The organism is Pantoea jilinensis (genome assembly GCF_019104105.1).
Lineage (GTDB): Bacteria > Pseudomonadota > Gammaproteobacteria > Enterobacterales > Enterobacteriaceae > Pantoea > Pantoea eucalypti.
On sequence record NZ_CP077746.1, the window covers coordinates 1,281,730 to 1,304,326 of the forward strand.

General features: G+C 59.0%; 3 protein-coding genes. 1 reads left to right on the top strand and 2 read right to left on the bottom strand.

Annotation, left to right across the window (positions count from 1 at the left end):
- Position 1: 1 nt before the first annotated feature.
- Both rcsD and KTJ90_RS06095 read right to left on the bottom strand, forming a co-directional pair.
- Positions 2-2,659, bottom strand: a complete 2,658-nt coding sequence (rcsD, locus tag KTJ90_RS06090; RefSeq protein WP_283544034.1) for a phosphotransferase RcsD — start codon at positions 2,657-2,659, stop codon at positions 2-4.
- 19 nt (positions 2,660-2,678) lie between these two features.
- Positions 2,679-3,833 (bottom strand): MFS transporter, encoded by a 1,155-nt coding sequence (locus KTJ90_RS06095; protein WP_003854200.1) that lies wholly within the window; start codon positions 3,831-3,833, stop codon positions 2,679-2,681.
- A gap of 749 nt (positions 3,834-4,582) precedes the next feature.
- On the opposite strand from KTJ90_RS06095, the gene KTJ90_RS06100 reads away from it, so the two are divergent.
- Positions 4,583-22,276: an Ig-like domain-containing protein gene (locus KTJ90_RS06100; RefSeq protein WP_499026022.1), complete on the top strand. Its 17,694-nt coding sequence runs from the start codon at positions 4,583-4,585 to the stop codon at positions 22,274-22,276.
- Positions 22,277-22,597: the final 321 nt, after the last annotated feature.

Here is a 22,597-nt window from a genome sequence, read left to right on the forward strand (position 1 = left end):
CTTATTGGTTACCTTGCTGCAGCAGTTGATTGACGTAAGCGTCAATATCACTGGTGGTATTTGTAATGTTTGAATCGTCACACGCTTTAATGTGGTGTTCTAACTCTTCACAAAGCTGTTTGCCGGGAGTCAGATTGAGCATGGCAAACACGCCCTTTAGGCGATGCGCTGTCTGAGCAAGCGAGGCGTAGTCCTTTTCCGCCGACTCAGTATACAGTCTCTTCACATCAACCGGTACTGTCTCCGTAAACAGCTTGAAATAGCCGCCGCTCATTAATGGCGTGGCCGCGTCGTCTTCCATGTCGTTATCCATCACATCATGCGACAGTTGTTTCTCAATCAGGGCCAGCAATGCATCCAGCATCGCATTACTGAGATTGAAATTGACCCGATACTGCTGGTCGTTCAGTGCATGATGACCCAATTCATCTTCCGCCAGCAGCAGTGCCCAGCCGCTAAGCTTCGAGGGATCGTCGGTCACCATGACATCGTGATCCTGACCGGAAATGCGCTCATCAGGTGTCAGACAACGCGCTCCCCAGTTCTCCAGATGGCGGCAGACGATTTTATGTACGTCCTCCACGGTGATCTCCACCAGCGCGGTCACGCCATCCAGAATTTTTTCCTCTTCTTCCTCACGCTTCTCTTCCAGCACCAGCGGCAGTTGCATGTTATAGCGCGTGCCGATATCCGCTTTTGCCACGATATCGAGACTGCCACCCATCTGCTTGCAGAGCTGCTTACACAGGAAGAACGCCATGCCGGAGGCCTGTCCGTAACGATCCTGGCTGGTATCCCCCAGGAACGGGAAGTCGACATTCGCCAGTTCATCCACCGTCAGGCCCGCACCGGTATCCACCAGTTCGATGATCACTCTGTCGGCCTGCTTCTCCGCAGCCTTAACTTCCAGGGTAATTTTCCCCCAGCGGGTCGTGGTCAGGGCGTAGTGCATCAACGTGGTCAGGACTTTGCGCAGGGCGCGACGGTCGCCAAAGCGCGTCTCGTCATTCGCCAGATGATTATTCACCACCAGCGACAGCCCTTTGCGGCGCATCAACGGCAGGCTTTCCAGCGCAATCTCATCCAGCAGTTCCTGCAGGTTGAAGACGGTCGCATCCGGTGACCAGTCGTGTGCTTCAAGCCGGTTCAGCAGCACGATATCATCTACCAGTCGCGCCAGGCCCTGGCTCTCGTCGAGCAGGTCCAGTACGGTTTCATCGGCATCACGCTGGCTGAGCTGCACCAGCTGCGCCACCATTTTTTCCAGTGGCTGATTCAGCGCATGGCCCAGATTATGCAGCAGCTGCTGGCGCATCTGATGATTGCGATCCAGCACCTGCTGCGCTTTCTGCAATTTCTTGTTAACCAGCAGTTCGCGATCCTGATCACGCATCATAAACAGCTGCGTATGCGGCGACAGCACGCTGCGGGCGTGTCGGATCTCATACACTTCATTGTTGATGGTGGCCTGCAGCACGCCCTGATGCTGGTCGGACATATTAATGATCTTCTGCAGATTGAGGTGAGGCAAAAGATGTTCAGCAATCTTATTGCTCAGCAGAGTACGGTTGCTGGCAAAGTCATACACCAGCAGACCGACCGGAAGGCTGGCCACAATCTCTTCATTCAGCACCCGCAGTGAATCGAGTTCAGCGCTCTGGTTTTCGCTGGGACGCAGTGACTGCTGACGCAGCAGCACGATCCCCGCCAGCGAGAGCAGGAACAGCAGCAGGTTGATCAGGAGCGGCCAGAGCAGATTATGCAGGCTGTCGATAATCAGGCGAGTAATCGGCACCTGATAAACCAGCTGCAACGGCGTACTTGGCAGGGTGGCCGCAATCTCAATATTGGGATTAACCAGTGAGACACGGGTATTTTCCACATCCTGCTGTTCACTGCTGCTGGCAGGCATTGAGGTGTCCTGACGCAGCTGGAAGTTTTCCAGCGGCATGTTCTGCGGAACAATATCGTTAACCGGCAGATCAAAGGCGACAACAGTGGCCAGATGGCCCGGCTGGTTAAAGGTGGTGCGCAGCGTGAAATAGTGATCGTTCTGGAAGGCGAGGTGGCGCAGTGGCGAGAAGCTCTCGCGTTCATCCAGCGCATTGGCCTGCTGCAGCATCTCAGCGCGACGGCTATCCACCATTGAACTGATGGCGCTCTCTTTATAGCGCGTTGCCATATCTTTCAGTGGCAGGGTCGAAATCATAATCAGGCTGTTGTCCTGACCATTTAAAAAGTACATCGACCACGTGGGATTTTCCGCGCCCCACAGCGTGTCGAGATAGTTCGACATCCGCATGGTCATATCCAGCGTACTGCTGTCATGTGAGCCGAAAATCAGTGCTTCCGTTTTACGCCGGGTTTTTTCCAGATAATAGACATCAGGACGCAGCCGCGTCTCCTGCAGGTTACTGCCAGGTGGCGCACCGGCTGCGCTGGTTGAGAGGTTTTCATATATCTGCCAGGTGGCAAAGCGATAGGCATCAATACGTTTCTGTACGTCACGCGCCAGATCGTCCATGGCATAGCGTTTCCCGGTCAGCCAGGCATTGACCGAGTTATGCACCATAAAGCCCAGCGCCAGCAGGAGCACCAGATTGAAAACCACAAAAAAGCGGGTGACATTGCCGGAGGTCAGTGGAAACTTATACAACATAGCGTGTCAGGTACCTGAATTATCGCGCAACTTTTCGCGCACTGGCGGCTACCGCTAACAGCAACAGGGCGATCAGTAAAAATGCGCCGCTGAGGCTGATCCATTGCGAAATGAATCCGATTAAAGCCGGACCTGAGAGAATACCCGCATATCCCAGCGTTGTCATGGCAGAAATCGCCAGGTTCGCAGGCATATCCTGTTGATTCCCGGCAGCATTGAACAACATCGGCACCGTATTGGATAAACCAAAGCCGACCAGCAGGAAAGCCAGCAGAGCGATCTCCGGCCACGGCAGCCAGACGGCCAGACACATACCCGCTGCGGCGGTCAGGGCGCCGGAGAGCATCACAGGATAGCGGCCAAAACGCTGGATGATCTTGTCGCCACTAAAACGGCCCAGCGTCATCGCGACGGAAAAGACGGCATAGCCGAGTCCGGCATAGGCGGGTGACATCGCCGGGTTCTGCAGCAGCAGCAGCGCGCCCCAGTCCAGTACGGCCCCTTCCGCCAGGAAAAGGATAAAGCAGAGCAGGCCAAGGAACGCAACCCAGCCACGTGGGATCACCAGCCAGGGCTGATCGGGCTGATGCAGTCGCGCATTCATCAGGACCGGCAATCGCCACAGCAGCAGCAAGAGCATTATTGCCATTACCACCAGCGTAGCGGTCAGTGGAGTGAAATCCCGGCTCAGCAACAGGCTGACGGTTCCTGCGCCCAGAATACCACCAAGACTGAAGAAACCATGAAAGCCCGACATCATCGGTTTATCTGCAGCCTGCTCAACCTGAACCGCCTGATAATTCATCGCCACATCCAGCATGCCCAGCCCGGCACCAAAAAGCATTAGCGCAGCCGCCATCACCAGATGAGAGTCTGCTGTCGCCAGCAGCGGCATCATCATCAGTACTAACAGGGTGGAGACGCACATCACGCGACGGCAGCCAAAACGCGCCACCAGCGTGCCGGTCACCGGCATCGCCGCCAGCGAACCAATACCCAGACAGAGCAGCAAGGCGCCCAGGGACGCGCCACTGAGCTGCAGACGATCCCGGGCAAACGGCACCAGCGGAGCCCAGGCTGACATCCCTAAGCCATTAATTAAAAAGATAGTGCGTGTACCCCAGTTAAGGCGGCTTTGATGTTTATGTTGTTGTGAAGCGTCCAGTGCGGTCATAGGTCGGATTCATCAATGTTAAAGCGGAAAAGTGTAGCACTGGCCGCGAGTCAGTGGCCGTTGCGCCTCTTGTCAAAAGTGGTGCAGTCACATCGCATAAATGGCAAAACCGGCAGTTTACCGACTTTTGTTGCATCGCAAATTTTTTCCAGAACTTTCCTGGTATGACCACCGCTCATCCGGGAGTACTTAACTCAAATTTCCCTGCCTTTTTTCAAGGGCTTGCTGTTAAAAACGCAGAACAGCACCACCTGTAAATGCTGACTGAATCACACAATTAAAAAAATTCCTGTCATGGCCCTCACGTTAATGACGCAGTGGTTTTAAGCCTCAGCGCATCATTTATGGAAACAGTCAGCAATAAATTGACATGAAAAAACAAAGACAAAGCGCATTACCTGACAACAAGTGTTCGATTATTTCTAATGTAATAACGATTTAATCATAACCAAATCTGTACATTGAAATTGATTTTTAACATGATTACGCTAAAAGTTAATCAGTCACAACCTTTACCTTGTGTGAAAGTCTGTACAGCTAAAAACACTCAAAAACTAATAATAATACCGCTGCGCGTCTATTTTATGTGCGTTAGTGACGCGGCTTAGTTTCGCCATTTTTACCTGCACCAGGTTAAGACACCTTCTTCATCTCAGGAGGTGAAATGATGCGTGAAGACTTTAAGCATAAAATAAATTTATGTTTAAGGATTCAGTATATTAGCTAATCTGGTGTAACAGAGGTTATAAATGGCAGAACTCACACAGAGCCGTGTAGATATCATCTCGCGCGAAAACGGTACACTCCTCTCACAGACCACTGGCGGTTCATCACAGTCCATTAACCTCACCGAACCCAGCGTTGTACGTATAAGCGGCACGCGAGACATGGTGACGCAGTTTGAGCGCCAGGGTAACGATCTGGTGCTGAAAATGCGTGACGGCAGCACAGTACGCTACCAAAAATTCTTTCTTGATGACGCCGATGGTCAGCACAGCGAACTGGTGTTCGATGATGGCGTCAATCCACCGGAACATGCACTTTTCCCGCAGACCGCAGAAGGGGCTGAACTCGCTTCCCGTTCGATCACACCGACCTATGAATCACTCGACAGCGTAGAGCCGCTGCTGCTGGCGGATAACGCCAACACGTCAATGGGCGTCATCACCGCAGGCGGTCTGGGTGTGCTCGGTTTAGCCGGACTGGCAGTGGGCATCGGCGGCGGAGGGGGTGGAGGTAACGGCGGCGGCAACGCCGGTGGCACCGATCCGGGAACACCGGTCACACCCGGGACACCTGCCATTACCCTGAATGCCTTCGCTGGCGACAATGTGCTGGATAATGCGGAAAAAACGACCGATCAGGTGCTGAGCGGCACGACCAGCAATGTCGAAGCCGGTCAGATTGTTACGGTTACGCTGGGCGGACAGACCTACAACACTACAGTCGGCACGGATGGCAGCTGGAGCGTTACGATCCCCGCTGCCGCGCTGGCGGGACTTCCCGCAGGCACCACCACCATCGACGTCAGCGTCAGTAACGCGGTGGGCACAGGCGCTACGGGCAGCCTGCCGGTTATCGTCGCTGCCGCCGATCCCGGTACACCCGCGACACCGGTTATCAGTCTGAATCCCTTTGCCGGCGACAACCTGCTGGATAACAGCGAAAAAACAACGCCACAAACGCTCTCCGGCAGCACCAGTAACGTTGAAGCCGGGCAGGTGGTCACCGTGACACTGGGCGGCCAGAGCTACAGCAGTAGCGTAGCCGCGGACGGAAGCTGGAGTATTACTGTGCCTGTGGATGCGCTGAGCGCGCTGGCCACCGGCAACGCCACCCTCACAGCAACCGTCACTAACCAGGCAGGCACCGCCGCCAGTGGCAGCCTGACCTTTAACGTCGAGCCGCCCCTGGCCGAGCCGGGAACGCCGGTTATCACCATCAATCAGTTTGCCGGTGATGATGTCCTCAGCAACAGCGAGAAAGCCACCGATCAGCTGCTGAGCGGCTCCACCAGCAATGTGGAAGCGGGTCAGGTTGTCACCATCACGCTGGGCAATCAGACCTTCAGCGCAGTCGTGGATGCGCAGGGCAACTGGAGCGTCACGCTCTCACCTGCGGCGCTGAATGCGCTCAATGCCGGTTCACTTGCGATTTCTGCGGTCGTCACTAATCAGGCTGGCATTGAAGCCAGTGAAAACCGCGCGATCAGCGTCGATACGCCTGTCGTTACGGGTCCGCCTGCGGTCACGGTGGATGAATTTACCGGTGACAACCAGCTGAGCAACGCAGAGAAAACCACCGATCAGACGGTGACCGGCAGCACCAGCAATATCGAACCGGGTCAGGTTGTGACGGTCACGCTGGGCGGTCAGACGTACAGCGGCAGCGTAGATGCGCAGGGCAACTGGAGCATCACGCTACCCTCAGCGGCCCTGAGCGCACTGGCGGCAGGTGAAACGACACTGACGGTTTCGGTCAGCAATGCGGCCGGTAACACCGTGACCAGCAGCCTGCCCATCAGCGTGGAAGCGCCGGTGACGCAACCGGGCGAACCGACCGTTACCATCAATGAATTTGCCGGGGATGACATCCTCAGCAACGACGAAAAAGGGACCGCCCAGACGCTTTCTGGCACCACCACCAACGTCGAAGCGGGCCAGACGGTCACGATCACCTTTGGTGGCCAGACTTACGCTGGCATCGTGGATGGCAGTGGTAACTGGAGCGTGACTGTTCCGGCTGGTGCGCTGGGCAACCTGCCTGCGGGATCCAATGTCATCAGCGCCACCGTCAGCAACGTCGATGGTGTGAGCGCAGGCGAAACCCGCGATATCTCGGTTGAGGCACCTGTGACTGAGCCTGGCGTGCCGGCGCTGACCCTGAATGAATTTGCCGGCGATAACGACCTGAGCAACGCCGAGAAAGCGTCCGATCAGCCTGTCAGCGGCACGGTCACCAACGTTGAAGCCGGACAGATCGTCACCGTGACCCTCGGTGGTCAGACCTACAGCGCCAGCGTGCAGGGTGACGGCAGCTGGAGCGTCACCGTGCCATCCGCCGCGCTGAACGCACTGGCAGCAGGCACCACTACCCTGACCGCCTCGGTCAGCAATGCGGCGGGCGACACCGCGACAACTTCGGAGTCGATCACCGTCGAAGCCCCGGCGACGCAGCCGGGTGAAGCCACCGTAACCATCAACGCCTTTGCCGGTGACGATATCCTCAGCAACAGCGAGAAAGCCACCGATCAGCTGCTGAGCGGCACCACCACCAATATTGCTGAGGGCCAGCAGGTCACTATCACCCTGAATGGTGAGACCTTTACCGCCACGGTTGGCGCGGATGGCAACTGGAGCGTCTCGATCCCAGCCAGTTCGCTGGCGGCGCTGGCCGCCGGTAGCACGACCCTGAACGCTACAGTCACCGATACGCTCGGCGCAGCCGTCAGTGAAACCCGTGACTTCCTGGTGGCGTCAGCGGGCACTTCACCGAATGCCCCAACGTTAACCGTCAATGCCTTCGCTGAAGACAACATCCTGAGCAACGATGAGAAGCTGGAGGCTCAGGCGGTCTCAGGCAGCACCACCAACATCGAAGCGGGCCAGATTGTGACCGTAACCCTGGGCGGAGAGCGCTACAGCGGCACGGTCAATCCTGACGGCAGCTGGAATATCGCGATTCCAGCCGATGCACTCGGTGCGCTGGCCGCAGGATCTGCCTCGCTGGTGGTGACGGTCAGCAACGCAGCGGGCACCAGCGTTAGCGACACGCTGCCGATCACCGTCGAGCCACCGGTGACTGAGCCGGGCCAGCCCACCCTCATCATCAATCAGTTCGCCGGTGATGACGTCCTGAGCAACGACGAGAAAACCAGCGACCAGTTGCTGAGCGGCAGCAGTACCAATGTCGATCCGGGTCAGATCGTCACAGTCACGCTGGGCGACCAGACTTACAGCGCCACGGTCGGCGCGGATGGCAGCTGGAGCCTGAATGTCCCAGCCAGCGCACTGGCAGCACTGGCGGCGGGCAGTGCAACTATCACGGCCACGGTTTCCAGTCAGGCGGGCATAATCGCCAGCGAAGATCGGGCGATTGTGGTGGATACCCCAGCTGAACCCGGCGCACCGACAGTGGCTATTGCCCTGTTTGCCGGTGACGATCTGGTGGATAACAGCGAAAAAGCCCTGGATCAGACGCTCTCCGGCACCACCAGCAATGTGGAGGCGGGCCAGACAGTCACCATCACCCTGGGCGGTCAGAACTACAGTGCCACGGTCAATCCTGATGGCAGCTGGAGTACACAGATCCCGTCTGCAGCGCTCAGCGCACTGGCAGCGGGCAGCACCGCCATCGCGGTTAGCGTCACGACGGTAGCCGGTACTGTGGCTACTGACACCCGTGACATTAACGTCGCGCCAGCAGCAGGCGAACCTGGCATCATCTCAATCAATGAACCGGTCAGCGCGGATGGCTTCCTCAATTTGCAGGAGCTGAGCAGCGATCTGATCATCAGCGGTTCGGCGGTGGGTGTTAATCCAGGCCAGACGGTGCAGCTTAATTTTAACGGCGGTAATTACAGCGCAGTGGTGAGCAGCAATGGCGTCTGGAGCGTCACCGTTCCGGCAAGTGCACTCACCGATATCACCGACGGTGTGAAACAGATTTCAGTGACGACCGTCGATGCCAGCAATACGCTGCTGACCGCCTCCGCTCCGCTGAATGTGGTCGCCTCTGCGCTGCCGCAAATCACGCTGAACGAGAGTGCGATCACCGATGGTATTCTCAACCGGACGGAAGCGGGTAGCGATCTGCTGATCGGCGGCAGCACCGGCAAGGCCGTCGCGGGCCAGCAGGTGGAAGTGGAACTTAACGGCAAAACTTACAGTACCACTGTCAATGCCGACGGCAGCTGGAGCCTGCCAGTGCCTGCCAGCGATCTCGCTTTACTGGCGCAGGGCGCTAACAGCCTGATCATTACCGCCATTGACGAGGCGGGCAACCGCGCGGACCAGACGGTGAATTTCAGCGTCGACACGCTGCCACCGGCGCTGATTGTGGCTGAGGTCGCAGGTGGCGATGGCATTCTCAACAGCAGTGAAGTGACGGCGGGTGTGCCGGTCAGTGGTTCAGGTGCACTGCCGGGCGAGCGGGTTTCTGTTTCGCTGAACAACCAGAGTTACAGCGCCACAGTCGATGAGCAGGGCAACTGGACGGTTGATTTGCCGCCAGCAGCATTGCAGGCATTGTCTGATGGCAGCAGCTATACGCTGACCGTCACGCTGACCGACGCCAGCGGGAACATCGCCACCCAGACGCAACCGCTGTTAGTCAACACACAACTTCCGGTTGCGGCCGTGACCGCACCGGGCGGTGATGGGGTTCTGACCAGCAACGAACTGACTCAGCCGCTGCTGATCAGCGGCACCGGCACCACGGGCGACACCGTGACGGTGGCGTTAAACGGCAAGACCTATAACGCCGTCGTTGATGAAAACGGAACCTGGAGTGCTTCCGTTCCGGTTGCCGATCTGGACTCGCTGACCAATCAGACCTATCCGGTAACGGTTACGGTGACCGATCCGGCCGGTAACAGCAGCTCGCAGGATACGTCTTTGCGGGTCGCCACGTCCGTACCGGCTCTGACGATCAACGATCTCACTAATGATGGCGCGATCAACAACAGCGATGCGCAGCAGCCATTGATCGTCAGCGGCACTGGCGACGAAGGCGACATCATTCGCGTCACGCTGAATAACGTGACTTACAGCGCCGTGGTGGCGCAGGGTGGCAACTGGAGCGTCAATATTCCTGCCTCTGATCTGGCGAATGTGCCGAATGGCACCCAGACCGTAACGGTGGTGGCAACGGACGCCGATGGCAACACCACACAAACCGGCAGTCCCTTGATTTTCGCCACCACGCCGCCGCTGCTGGAAGTCTCCACGCCGGGCAGCGATGGTTATATCAATATCGCTGAGCACACCCAGGATCTCACTCTCGACGGGCGCGGCGGTGCGCAGGGCGATACGGTCACGGTAACGTTCAATAATGAAACCTACACCACCACCGTGGATACCAACGGCGCGTGGAGCGTGACGGTTCCCGCCGCGATTGTCAGCCAGCTGGGCGATGAGATCTATCCGATCAACGTTGCCATCAGCGATGCGTATGGCAACACCACCACGCAGTTGACCAGCGTTACCGTGCTGGCGGCCACGTTACCCGCACTGACCATTGATCCCGTGACCAGCGACAACCAGGTCGATAGCGCGGAACAGCTCAGCGACATTCTGGTCACCGGCAATGTCACCGGCGTACCGGCCGGTTCGCCGGTATTATTGACCATTAACGGGCAGTCTTACGACGGTGAGGTACTGGCGAACGGTAGCTGGAGTGTGACGCTGCCCGCCGGATCGCTGGGCGGTTTGGGCGAAAAAACCTTTACCGTAGCGATTACTGATCAGGCCGGTAACCCGGCGCTGCCTGCTGAAGGGCAATTCAGCGTGGTTATCTTACCCGAACCGTCGCTGTCGGTGACCCCGATCAGTGGTGACAATGCGCTGAATGGGCTGGAAGCACAGAGTGATCTCACTGTAAGTGGCGGCTCGGCAAACCTGCCGGCTAACAGTCCGATCAGCGTGACGCTGGAACCCAACGGCACGGTTTACACCACCACAACCGATATAAACGGCAGCTGGACCCTGACGGTGCCCGCTGCTGACCTGGCAAATCTGCCGCAGGGTAACACCACGGTTACCGTCTCTTCGGGTGATGTGCAGATCAATCAGCCGCTGCTGGTGGCGACTACGCCGCTGGCAGACCCGGAAATCAATACGCCTTTCACTGACGGCATTCTCAACACGGATGAAGCCAGCGTGGCGCAGACGCTGACCGGCTCAGTCCAGCCAGGCCAGGCCGTCAGCGTGACCCTGGGCGGCATAAGTTATCCGGCAACGGTCGCAGCAAATGGTGAATGGCGCGTCACGCTGCCGCCAGATGCGCTACAGGCACTGCCGCAGGGCAGCAATCCGGTTACCGTGACGGTAAGCGATGTGGCAGGTAACAGCACCAGCATCAGTGAACCGCTGATTGTTGATACCGGCTTACCCGCGCTGACCGTTAATCCGATTGCCATCGATGGCATTATCAATGCGACTGAAACGACCACGGATTTGAACCTGAGCGGCACCGTTGCGCCCGGCGGCAGCGTCAGCCTTGTACTGAATAACCAGACCTATGAGGCAGTAGTTGCCGCCGACGGCAGCTGGACGGCTAACGTGCCTGCTGCCAGTCTGCAACTGCTGCCAGAGGGGCGTTACGATCTTAACGTGACTGTCACGACTCTGAGCGGCAACGTCGCCACCACGCCATTCCCGGTTACCGTGGATACCACGCCACCCGACTTCAGCTTTGATACGCCTGCTGGCGATGGCGTGCTGAACATTGCAGAACAGGCCAACGGCTTCAGTTTCAGCGGTGCAGGCACTGAAGGCGACAGCGTGAGTGTCACGCTGAATGGCGTCACCTACACAGGCACCGTTGAGGCGGGCGGAAACTGGACGCTGGCTGTGCCGCCAGCGGCACTGGCCGGTCTGACTAACGGCATCAGCTATCCCGTGGTGATCACCGTCACCGACGAGGCGGGGAACAGCAACAGCCAGAACAGTGCGCTGACAGTTGCCACAACGCCGCCTCCGCTGGTGGTCGCACCGATCAGCGGGGACAATGCGCTGAACACAGGTGAACTGGCGGAGCCGCTGGTCGTCAGTGGCAGCGGTCAGAATGGCGATATTGTCACGGTCCAGCTTAATGACCAGATTTACAGCACCACGGTTGGCGTAAATGGACAGTGGACGCTGCAGATCGCCTCTGAAGCGCTAGCAGCACTGCCGTCAGGCAGTAATCTGGTAACGGTGACGGAAACCAGTGCGAACGGTAATCAGAGCAGCCAGGTGATTGATCTGAATGTGGCTACCTCGCCGGAGATACAGCCTGCGCTGACCATAGATAGCAGCACCTTTGCCGGTGATGGCATCGTGACGGCGGCAGAGCAGCTACAGCCGATTACGGTCCGCGGCAGCAGCAGCAATGTTGAAGCGGGCCAGCAGGTCATCATCTCTCTGAATGGCACCGAATACAGTGGCGTGGTCGCGGCCAGTGGCAACTGGAGTATCATTCTGCCTGCAGGTGCACTGGCTGAATTGGGGGAGGGTAATCAGACACTGAACGTCAGTGTGATTAACGTCGTGGGTAATACGGCCAGCAGCCCGCTTAACTTCAGCGTGGACAACACCCTGCCGTCGATTGCGCTGGCACCGATTAGCGACGACAACTACCTCAATGCACAGGAAGTGAATGGCGCCATCGTCGTGAGCGGCAGCACCAGTGGTCTGCCGGACGGCAGCATTGTCACCGTCGTGGCTAATGGGACACCGGTCAGTGTCACCGTGGCGGCAGAGGGAAGCTGGAGCCTCACCTTACCGGCTGGCACCTTTACCGGCACTGCAGATGGCCCGCAAATCATCACGGTCACCGCCAGCGACGCTAACGGAACAGAGCTTGCGACCAGTGACGCCACGCTGACGGTTGTCGCCAGCGCATTGCCAGTGGCCACTCCCGGTGTGGCATTTAATGATGGCATTCTCAACGGTGAGGAAGCCTCGGCAGGTGGCGTGATCACCGGCAGCACCGGCGTAACCGGTGACGGCCAGACGGTCGTTGTGACGCTGGGCGGCAGTAACTACAGCGGTACGGTGGATGCCACGGGCAACTGGCAGGTCGCGGTTCCGGCCGATATTCTGGCTGCGCTGCCACAGGGCAATGCGCCTTACACCGTGGTTGTCAGTGATGTAGCAGGCAACACCAGCCAGGCGAATGGCAACATTGTGGTGGATACCGTGCCTCCGGTGCTGAACTTCATCACGCCATCCGATGGCATTATCAATGCTGCCGAAAGTCAGCAGCCGCTCACGCTGACCGGCAGCAGCGAAGCAAACGCGCTGATTGTGGCCAGCTTCAACGGCACCACGCTGAGCACCACCGCTGACGTTAATGGCAGCTGGTCGCTGGCATTGCCTGCCACGGTTTACACCGGGCTGGGCAACGGTAGCTATCCACTGACCGTGACCGCCAGCGATGCGGCAGGCAATGCCACCACCACCAGCCGTGACCTGGCGCTGAAAGTGGAACCCGGCACACTGCCAACCCTGACGCTGGATGCGTTTGCCGGTAACAACGTGGTTGATGGCGCGGAACGCCTCACCGATCAGCGTCTCTCGGGCACCACCACCAATGTTGAAGCAGGCCAGCTGGTCACTGTGAACATTGAGGGGACGGTTTACAGCGCCACCGTGCAGGCGAGCGGCGCGTGGAGCCTGACCGTGCCAGCCGGTGCGCTGGCGGCCATTAATGACGGTAGCGCCAGTTTCACTGTGGCGGTCAGCGATGTGGCAGGCAACACCACTAGCCGTGATCTCAACTTTGACGTGAACAGCAACGCCTCTGGCCTGGCGATGGACGCCATCAGCCAGGACAACTACCTGAATGCACAGGAGCTGGGTCAGTCGCTGATCGTGACCGGCACCTCGGTGAATGTGCCTGAGGGCAGTACGGTGACGCTGCTGTTTAACAACATCAGCTATACCGCGCAGGTCTCGGCCACTGGCCGCTGGAGTGCGATCGTGCCGGCTGAGGCACTCACGGCGCTCGCCGATGGGCCTTACACCGTGACCGTCACCGCGACAGACAGCGGCGGGTCGACCCTGAGCAGTGAGGCGACGCTTAACGTACTGGCGACCACTCTGCCGGCACCACAAATCCTCTCTGCCTTTGGCGATGGAGTGCTCAACAGCAGCGAGATCGCCACAGCACAAACCCTGAGCGGCACCACAGGTGTAACAGGTGACGGACAGCGCGTCAGCGTGCAGCTGAATGGCGTCACGTATAACGGTACGGTCGACAGCAACGGCAACTGGCAGATCAACGTGCCTGCTACGGCGCTGGCTGACCTGCCAGAAGATGTTATTAGCTATACCGTCACGGTGCAGGATGCGGCGGGTAACACCGGCAGCACACCGGGCAGCGTAACGGTGGATCTGACGCCACCGACGCTGACCCTGAACGCCGTTGCGGGCGATAACAGCGTTAATATCGCCGAAAGCCTCGCTCCGATTGTCCTCAGCGGCAGCAGCAATGCTGAAGCCGGGCAGCAGGTCACGATTACCCTGAACAATCAGCTCTGGACGACTACCGTTACCCAGGAGGGCGACTGGAGCCTGACACTGCCTGCCGGTTCGCTGGCCGGTATTCAGGCCGGCGCTTACATCCTGACTGTGACAGTCAGTGATGCGGCGGGTAACCCGGTCACGGAAACGCGTGAAATCACCGTGGCAACCGGGGCATTGTCGGTCAGCATAAACACCCCGTTTGGTGATGGTTATCTGAATCTGGCTGAGCAGGGTGTCGGCCAGACACTGACCGGCAGCACCGGTGTGCCGGGCGACGGCCAGACCGTCACCGTGACGCTAGGCGGGAATGATTACCCGGCCACGGTGGATGCGCAGGGCAACTGGACGCTGAATTTAACACCTGCGCAGGTGCAGACGCTGGACGAGGGGATCAATACCCTGGTGGTCAATGCCAGCGATGCGGCCGGTAACAGCGGTCTGCTGACCAGCGCCGTCACCGTTGATCTCACACCGCCGGTATTAAGCGTCAACCCCATCGGCGGCGATAACATCATCAATTCCCTGGAGGTACTGGAAGCGGTCGCCATCAGTGGGTCGGCAACGGTGGCGGATGCCGGGCAGACAGTGACGGTCAGTTTCCAGAATGTCGATTACACCACTCTGGTGCTCTCTGACGGCACCTGGCAGGTGACGCTGCCTGCCAGCGTTGTGCAGGGGCTGGCGGACAACACCTACCCGGTTGTTGTCTCAATGACCGATGCAGCGGGCAACCCGGCAGCGCTTGTTGAGACCACACTGACGCGCAATGCTGACAGTCAGAATCTGCCAACACTGACCCTCGGGACGCTCAGTGAGGATAACTTCCTTAACCAGGCCGAGTCGCAGCAGGATCTGAGCATCGGCGGCACCAGCACCAATCTGGCTGAGGGCCAGCTGGTGGCGGTGACGCTGAACGGCCTGCAGTACAGCGGCACGGTGACCGCGAATGGCAGCTGGACGGTAACCGTTCCGGCCGCCGAGCTGGGTAATCTGCCGGATGGCGATCAACTGGTGCAGGTGGTGGCAACCGATGCCTCTGGTAACCCGGCCAGTGCCAGTGGCAGTCTGGTTGTGCTGGCCAGCGCGCAGGTTCAGCCGACGCTGACCATGAACGTGGTCGCCGGTGACGATGTGATCAATGCCACCGAGTCCACTGCAGAGGTTGCGGTCAGCGGCAGCAGCACGCTGCTGGCAGCGGGTACTGTCGTAACGGTGTCATTGAGCGGCACGGATTACACGACGACCACCACTCTCGATGCGAACGGCATCTGGACGGTGAATGTACCGTCCGCGGCCTTTGCCGATGTGGCGCCAGGCAGCAGCCAGACCTTTACCGTCAGCGCAACGGATGTCGCGGGTAATCCGGCGACCGCCACGAAGGAGGTTGATTTTATTACCACACGTCCTGTGCTGACGGATATTACGGTCAGTGCGGGCGACACCCTTAACCTGTCGGAGTCGCTGCAGGATCTCACCATTAGCGGCACCACCACGGGCGCAATACCTGTGACGGTAACGCTGAATAATGTCAGCTACACCGCCACGGCAGATGCCGACGGAAACTGGACAATTACTGTTCCGACGGCCGACGTGCAACAACTGGCGGATGGCCCCAATGCGATCATCGTTTCTGTCACTGACGCGGCGGGCAATATCACCACGGACACCACCACCTCACTGGATGTGGCGTTTAACACCCTGCCAGCGCTGACCCTGAACAGACCGTTTGGCGATTCGCTGCTCAGTCTGGCAGAAACCGAAGGCCCGATAACGCTGAGTGGTGACAGTACTAACCTGCCGGAAGGCAGTGTAGTAAACATCGCTCTTGGCGGGCTGACGTTCAGCACCACCACGGATGTCAGCGGCAGCTGGACGCTGAACCTGGCATCGGGTGCGCTCACAGGCCTTGACGATGGACTGACACAGGTGGTGGTCACTGCTGTTGATGCTGCCGGAAATCCGGCGCAGGCCACTGCAGGCGTTGAGATCCTGCAAACCCCACCGGTTTCCGCTGACTTTGCCGTTACGCAGTTCGGCGACAACGTCATTAATATCAGTGAAGCCGCCTCGGTGCAGCAGGTTACCGGCACCTCCACCGTCGTGGCGGGTCAGACGCTGAGCGTCACGGCAGGTGATGACGCTATCCCGTTATCCGTCACGGTCGATGCCAGTGGCAACTGGACGGCCAGCCTGACGCCAGAGGTGATCGCCAGCCTGGGGAGCGGGGAACATACCCTGACCCTCACAACCACGGATCGGGCAGGAAACACGACCGAGGCGACCAAAACATTTATCTCTGCGATTACACCGATTGCTGACCCCTCGCTGGATACACCCTTTATTGATGGGCGGATTAACGCCGCAGAGGCGGCCGCAGGGGGATCGCTTACCGGTGCGGTGAATGTTGATAACGCAGCGGGGGTCACCGTCACGCTCAATGGGACTGTTTATTCCGCAACGCTCAGTCAGGATGGTTCCCGCTGGTCACTGGACCTGCCACCTGCTGTATTGCAGTCACTGCCGGATGGCAACTGGCCGGTGACGGTGACCGTCACCGATGTGAACGGCAACACCGGAAGCTTCGGCGGTACGGTGCTGGTGGCGATTAACTCGCTGCCGGATGTCAGCCTGAATCTGCCGTTTGGTGACGGTGCGCTGAACGCTGCCGAGGCGGGAACGGAACAGATCCTGACGGGTACCACCGGCATTAGCGGTGCCGGTCAGACTGTATCGGTCCTGATCTCCGGCTTCAATAATGATCAGCCGCTGGCTGCAACGGTGCAGACCGACGGCAGCTGGTCTCTGGCCCTGTCGCCAGCGCAGCTGGCCACGTTCACCAGCGGCACTCACACTATTACCGTGACCGCAACCGACATCGCGGGTAACAGCGATAACACGGCGCTGAATGTGGTCACCGAAGTGGCCGTGCCGGTACCCGGCTTTAACCCTGGTGCATTTGGCGGAGATAATCTGCTGAACATCAGTGAAGCGGCGGCAGGCGTGACCCTGACCGGCACCACCGGCAGTGTGGGGGCGAATCAGGCGGTCAGCATCACCGTCGATGTTAACGGCAGTCGCTATTCTGGCTCAGTGGATGGCGACGGTAACTGGACCGTGGATATTCCGCCGGATGCCCTGAGTTCACTGGGTAGCGGGCCGCAGACGCTGACGGTCAACGTGGTGGATGCAGCGGGCAATAGCGCATCAGCGCAACTGCCATTCACCGCTGATCTCACCGCGCCACAGCCTGCAGTCAATCCGGAATTCCTCGGCAGCTATGTAAACAGTAGCGATGTTGCCGCGGGCATTACCCTGAGCGGCACCACCGGTGAGGTGGGCGCGAATCAGACGGTGGGGCTCACGCTTGACGGCACGACCTATACCGCAACAGTGGATGCGAATGGCAACTGGACGGTGCCCCTGACTCAGGCGCAGCTTTCAGCACTGCCGGATGCCACCTATCCGGTCAGCGTGACAGCAACCGATGCAGCGGGCAACAGCACCACCATTACCAGTTCGCTGGTGCTCGACAAAACCCCGCCGGTGCTTAGCTTTACCGACTTCACTGGCGACAACGTCGTTAACTACGCCGAGAGCATTCAGCCGCAGATACTCAGCGGCACCACGACCGGCGCAGAAACCGGTGCTGTCGTCACGGTTTCGCTGAATACCACCATCCTTGGCACCGCAATTGTTGACGGTAACGGCAACTGGAGCGTGACGCTGACGTCAGAGCAGATGGCCACCTTTACGCCATCGACCACGCTGACGCTGGCAGTGACCGATCTGGCTGGCAATACCGCAACCGTGCCTGTCTCGCTGACCGTCGATCTGACGCCACCACCAGGCCCGCTGGTAACGCTGGACACAGTCTCGGGCGACAACATTATCAGCACCCAGGATGTGGCGGGTGGGGTAGCGGTAAGTGGTACTTCGGCTAACCTCGGCGCGAACGGGTCAGTGGAGGTGGTGATCAATGGTGTTCCCTACACCACCACGCTGGATGCGTCGGGCAACTGGTCGACCGGGGCCTTGCCCGTCACCGCCTTTGGCAATGCGGACGGCAGCGTCGGCATCACCGTGACGGCCACAGATGGCACAACACCGGTGACGACCAGCGGTAACGTGCTGATCGATCTGACTGCACCAACCCTGTCGATCAATACCTTTGCGGGTGATAACCAGGTTAATGGCAATGAAAGCACCCTAAGCCAGGCGATTACCGGCACCGCCGATATCGCTGAGGCTGGCCGCACGGTCGTTGTGACCTTCAATGGCCAGACCTACAACGCGGTGGTGCAGAGTAACGGCACCTGGTCCACTACCGTTCCTGCCAGCGCAATGCAGGCACTTACCGATGGCACCACGCCAATCACCGCGCAGCTGACGGATGCCGCCGGTAATGTGGGGACGGCTACCCAGACAGTGACGGTCGATACCGCCGCGCCACTGGTACTGGTGGACGCATTCCTCGGCGACAACGTGGTCAACGCCGCAGACCTGGTGCTCGGTCAGGTGCTGACCGGTAGCGCGCAGGGAGCCGAAGGCCAGACCATCAGCCTCTATCTGGGCGATGCCGCCCCGATCGCCACCACGACGGTGGGGGCTGACGGACGCTGGAGCATCGATCTTGCGCCGAACGTCCTGTCGAGCCTCAATGACGGCGCGCTGGTGTTTGGCGTGCGGGTCAATGACCTCGCAGGCAACCAGACCGACGCCACGCTAACGGTCAATAAAGTGGTCAACAGTGCGCTGACGCTGGTGGTTGATTCGGTGTTCGGCGACGGCACGCTCAGTGCGCTGGATACCACCGTCGCGCAGACGATCTCCGGGACCGCACTCTCCGCGGGCGTCGGTGCCACAGTTTCCGTGGTGCTGGGCGGGACCACGCTCTCTGCCTCAGTGGGTCAGGATGGTAAATGGGCTATCGTGGTGCCACCGTCGGTACTGGGTCTGCTCACCGATGGTCAGCTGGATATTGACGTCACCCTGACGGATGCCGCAGGCAACACCCGCACGGTGGGTGAAACCGCTACGGCGATTGTCGATGCGGTGCCGGTCGTTGGTCCGCTCACCGGCTTGTTTGGCGGCGATAACCTGCTGAACATTGCAGAAGCCGCAGCCGGACAGCTGGTCGGTGGCGTCATCAGCAACGCAGCTGCAGGTTCACAGGTGACTGTGACCTTTGGCAGCAAGACGTACAGTACAACGGTGCAGGCGGGCGGAAGGTGGAGCGTTAACCTGCCGGGCAGCGATCTGACCTCACTGCTGGATGGCAATCTGACGCTGGGCGTCAGTGTCAGGGATGCCGTGGGTAACGTTGCCTCTAACAGCGCCTCAATTGGTATCTTTACCCAGACACCGTCCATTTCGCTGACGTCACTGTTTGGTGATGGGGTACTTAATCTGGCCGATATCGCCACCGGACAGGTGATCAGCGGCGTGGTAAATAACGTTGCGCAGGGCAGTGTGGTCACACTCTCGGTGGGCAACAGCCAGCTCAGCGCTACCGTGGGTGCGGGCGGCGCCTTCAGCACCACGGTAACGCCGGATATTCTGGGCACGCTGGCACAGGGCAACGTGACGGTAGGGGCTTCGGTCACGGATGCAGCGGGCAATACCGCCAGCACCAGCGCCGGTGTCCGCGTCGATACGCTGCTGCCGACCATCACGGTGAATCCGCTGTTCGGCGACGGTCTGCTGAACGTGGCAGATGCGCTGTCGACGCAGATCATCAGCGGCGTCGTGGGCGGTGCGGAAACGGGTTCGCGTGTGGTGGTGTCGGTGGGCGCACAGCAGTTTGTGACGGCAACGGATGCGAATGGCAACTTTACCGTCTCGCTGACGCCTGCGCTGCTGCAGGGGATTGCCGATGGTAACCTGACGGTCGGATTCAGTGTCACCGACAGCGCCGGTAACACCACCAGCACCACTGCCGGGGCGCTGGTGGGCATTCACAATCTGCCGAAGGTCACGCTCAATCCGCTGTTTGGTGACGGCGTGCTTAACCTGGCGGAATCGCTGGTCACGCAGACTATCAGCGGCACCGTCTCCGGGCTGGCAGCGGGCAGCAGCGTCAGGCTGGCGATTGGTAATACCAACGCCACCGCGCAGGTCAACGCCGACGGCACGTTCTCTACAGCCGTCTCGCCAGCGGTGCTCTCGACGCTGCTTAACGGTAACTTTACCGTCAGTGCGTCTGTCACCGACACGGTCGGCAACGTCAGCAGCACCAGCGCGGGCGTCTCCCTGGGACTGGTCCAGCCAACCCTGACAGTGAATACGGTGTTTGGCGACGGTGTGCTGAGCGCCCTGGATCTGGCTTCCAGCCAGACCCTGAGCGGGACCTCCAGCCTTTCAGCGGGTTCTGTCGTCAGCGCCACACTGAATGGCCAGACCTATACCACCAAAGTAGTGAGTGGCGGCAACTGGAGCATCAGCGTGCCAAAAGCGGACCTTGCCTTGATCACTGACGGCATTAAAACCGTGACGGTCACTGGCACCGATGCCTACGGAAATGTGGTGAACAGCAGTGGAACGCTGAACGCCATCAGCCAGTCGACGCCAGTGGTCGCCATTACCTCACTGTTTGGAGACGGTGCGTTGAGCGCGGTGGATGTAAAAACCGCACAGACTATCTCAGGTACCGCCAGCAATGCTGAGGGATCGGTGGTGCGGGTGACGCTGGGTGGGCAGACATACAGCACTACCGTGAGCAGCAATGGCAACTGGAGTCTCTCTGTTCCGGCGGCTAACCTCGCCGCCATTGCAGATGGACTACAGACTGTCACCGCCAGCGTCATCAACGGTGCAGGTACCAGTGGTTCCACTTCGGCGTCGCTGGGCGTAGTGAGTCACACCACGCCGACGGTCAGCGTGAACAGCTTCTTTGGTGGCGATGGCTACCTCAACATCTCAGAGGCTAATGCCCCTGAGACCATCAGAGGAACCAGCACTAACGCGGCGGGTGGCACGGTAACGGTGAACGTGGCGGGCAACATCCTCACCACCACCATCGGTGCGAACGGCGCATGGAGCATCAGCGTGCCATCAGCGACGCTGAAAGGCATTCCGGACGGCAGCCATCCGCTGACCGTGACGGTGGCGGATATTGGTGGCAACACCGCGACCAGTACCAGCAGCTTTACCGCGTTGTCGCATAATCAGCCGCTGGTGGGTGTTGATCCTGTACTCAGCATTGTGGGTTCTCTGCTCAGCGGTCTGGTGGTGCAGGGCGGATCGCTGAATGCCGCGCAGGGCTCAAAAGTCAGCGTAACGTTGCTTCTGGCCAACGGCAACAACGGTCCGACGCTGAACACCACAACCGATGCGCTGGGGCGTTACGCGGTTAACTTCTCACCGTCACTGCTGTCGGTGGGTGGCCTGCTGCTGTCGCTGAGTACGCTGGCAAAAGTTTCGATTACCGACGCAGCCGGTAACAGTTACACCACCACAAACACGCTGTTGCTGGGTGCTGTGCTGCCGGTCACGCTGGCGGCATCCGAGTCGCTTGCGCTGTTCTCAATAGCGGATGACAGCGCCACGGTCGCCAGTGCCAGCACGGAAACGCAGCACAATACGAGCACCAGCAGCGACGATAACAGCGCCCATGTCGCAGTGACCTCGACGCTGATTACCGAAGCGGATACCGTAACGCCGGTCAGCAGTGAAACCGCCACAGCGAGTGACACCGCGGTGGCAGCGGCACCGGCAGAGGAGGCGGGCTATACCATCGGCGGCGTAGTGATTACGCTGGCTGATGGCACGACGGCAGAAGGGGCGTCGGTTACCGGCAGCAGCGGCGCGGATACCGTGACGGTCAGTGACCTTAACTTTACCCATATTGATGGCGGCGCAGGCACGGATACACTTGTGCTTAACGGTGAGTACCTCAGTCTGGACCTCACCGCGCTGGGCCTGAAAGTTGAACACATTGAAGTGCTCGATTTGGGTAAAACCGGCACCAACTCCGTGAAACTCGATCTCAATGAGGCACTCAATATTACGGACAAACAGAGTGACGATTTGATGATCAAAGGCGCGGATGGCAGTCAGGTCACCCTGGCGAACAGCAACGGCGGTATCTGGGAAGTGACTGGCGAGCGCACGGTAGAGGGCAGAGTCTTTGAGATCTACCACAACTCGGCGCTGACCAGTGAGAACACCCTGGGTGATGTGCTGGTGCAGCAGAATCTGCAGGTTCATGTGGTGTAGCAATAATAACGTCGGTCAGGCTGATCGGAGAAGCGGGTGCGAAAGCACCCGCTTTTTTATTTAGTCACGTGATAATTTATTTTCCAGATAATCGCCAATATTCATTAGCAGAATGAAAGATTAGGGTAGGGGTAAGAAACGGCGTCACGCCGTGAATCATTATTCTGGCTCCCTTTGTCGCTTTATCAGCGTCCTCTTTCTTCATCCCTGTTGCCTGCGGGTAATCAGTTCCGACCAGCGGAAACGGGCAGCATCAGCTGACCCACCACCTGTCGACAGCCTTAACGTCCGGTTTATCCGGGCGTTTTAGTCTGCGTTTCT

Excerpts from the sequence above, each read along its gene's own strand:
- KTJ90_RS06100 (WP_499026022.1), top strand. The coding sequence starts at position 4,583 with ATGGCAGAACTCACACAGAGCCGTGTAGATATCATCTCGCGCGAAAAC.
- KTJ90_RS06095 (WP_003854200.1), bottom strand. The coding sequence starts at position 3,833 with ATGACCGCACTGGACGCTTCACAACAACATAAACATCAAAGCCGCCTT.
- rcsD (WP_283544034.1), bottom strand. The coding sequence starts at position 2,659 with ATGTTGTATAAGTTTCCACTGACCTCCGGCAATGTCACCCGCTTTTTT.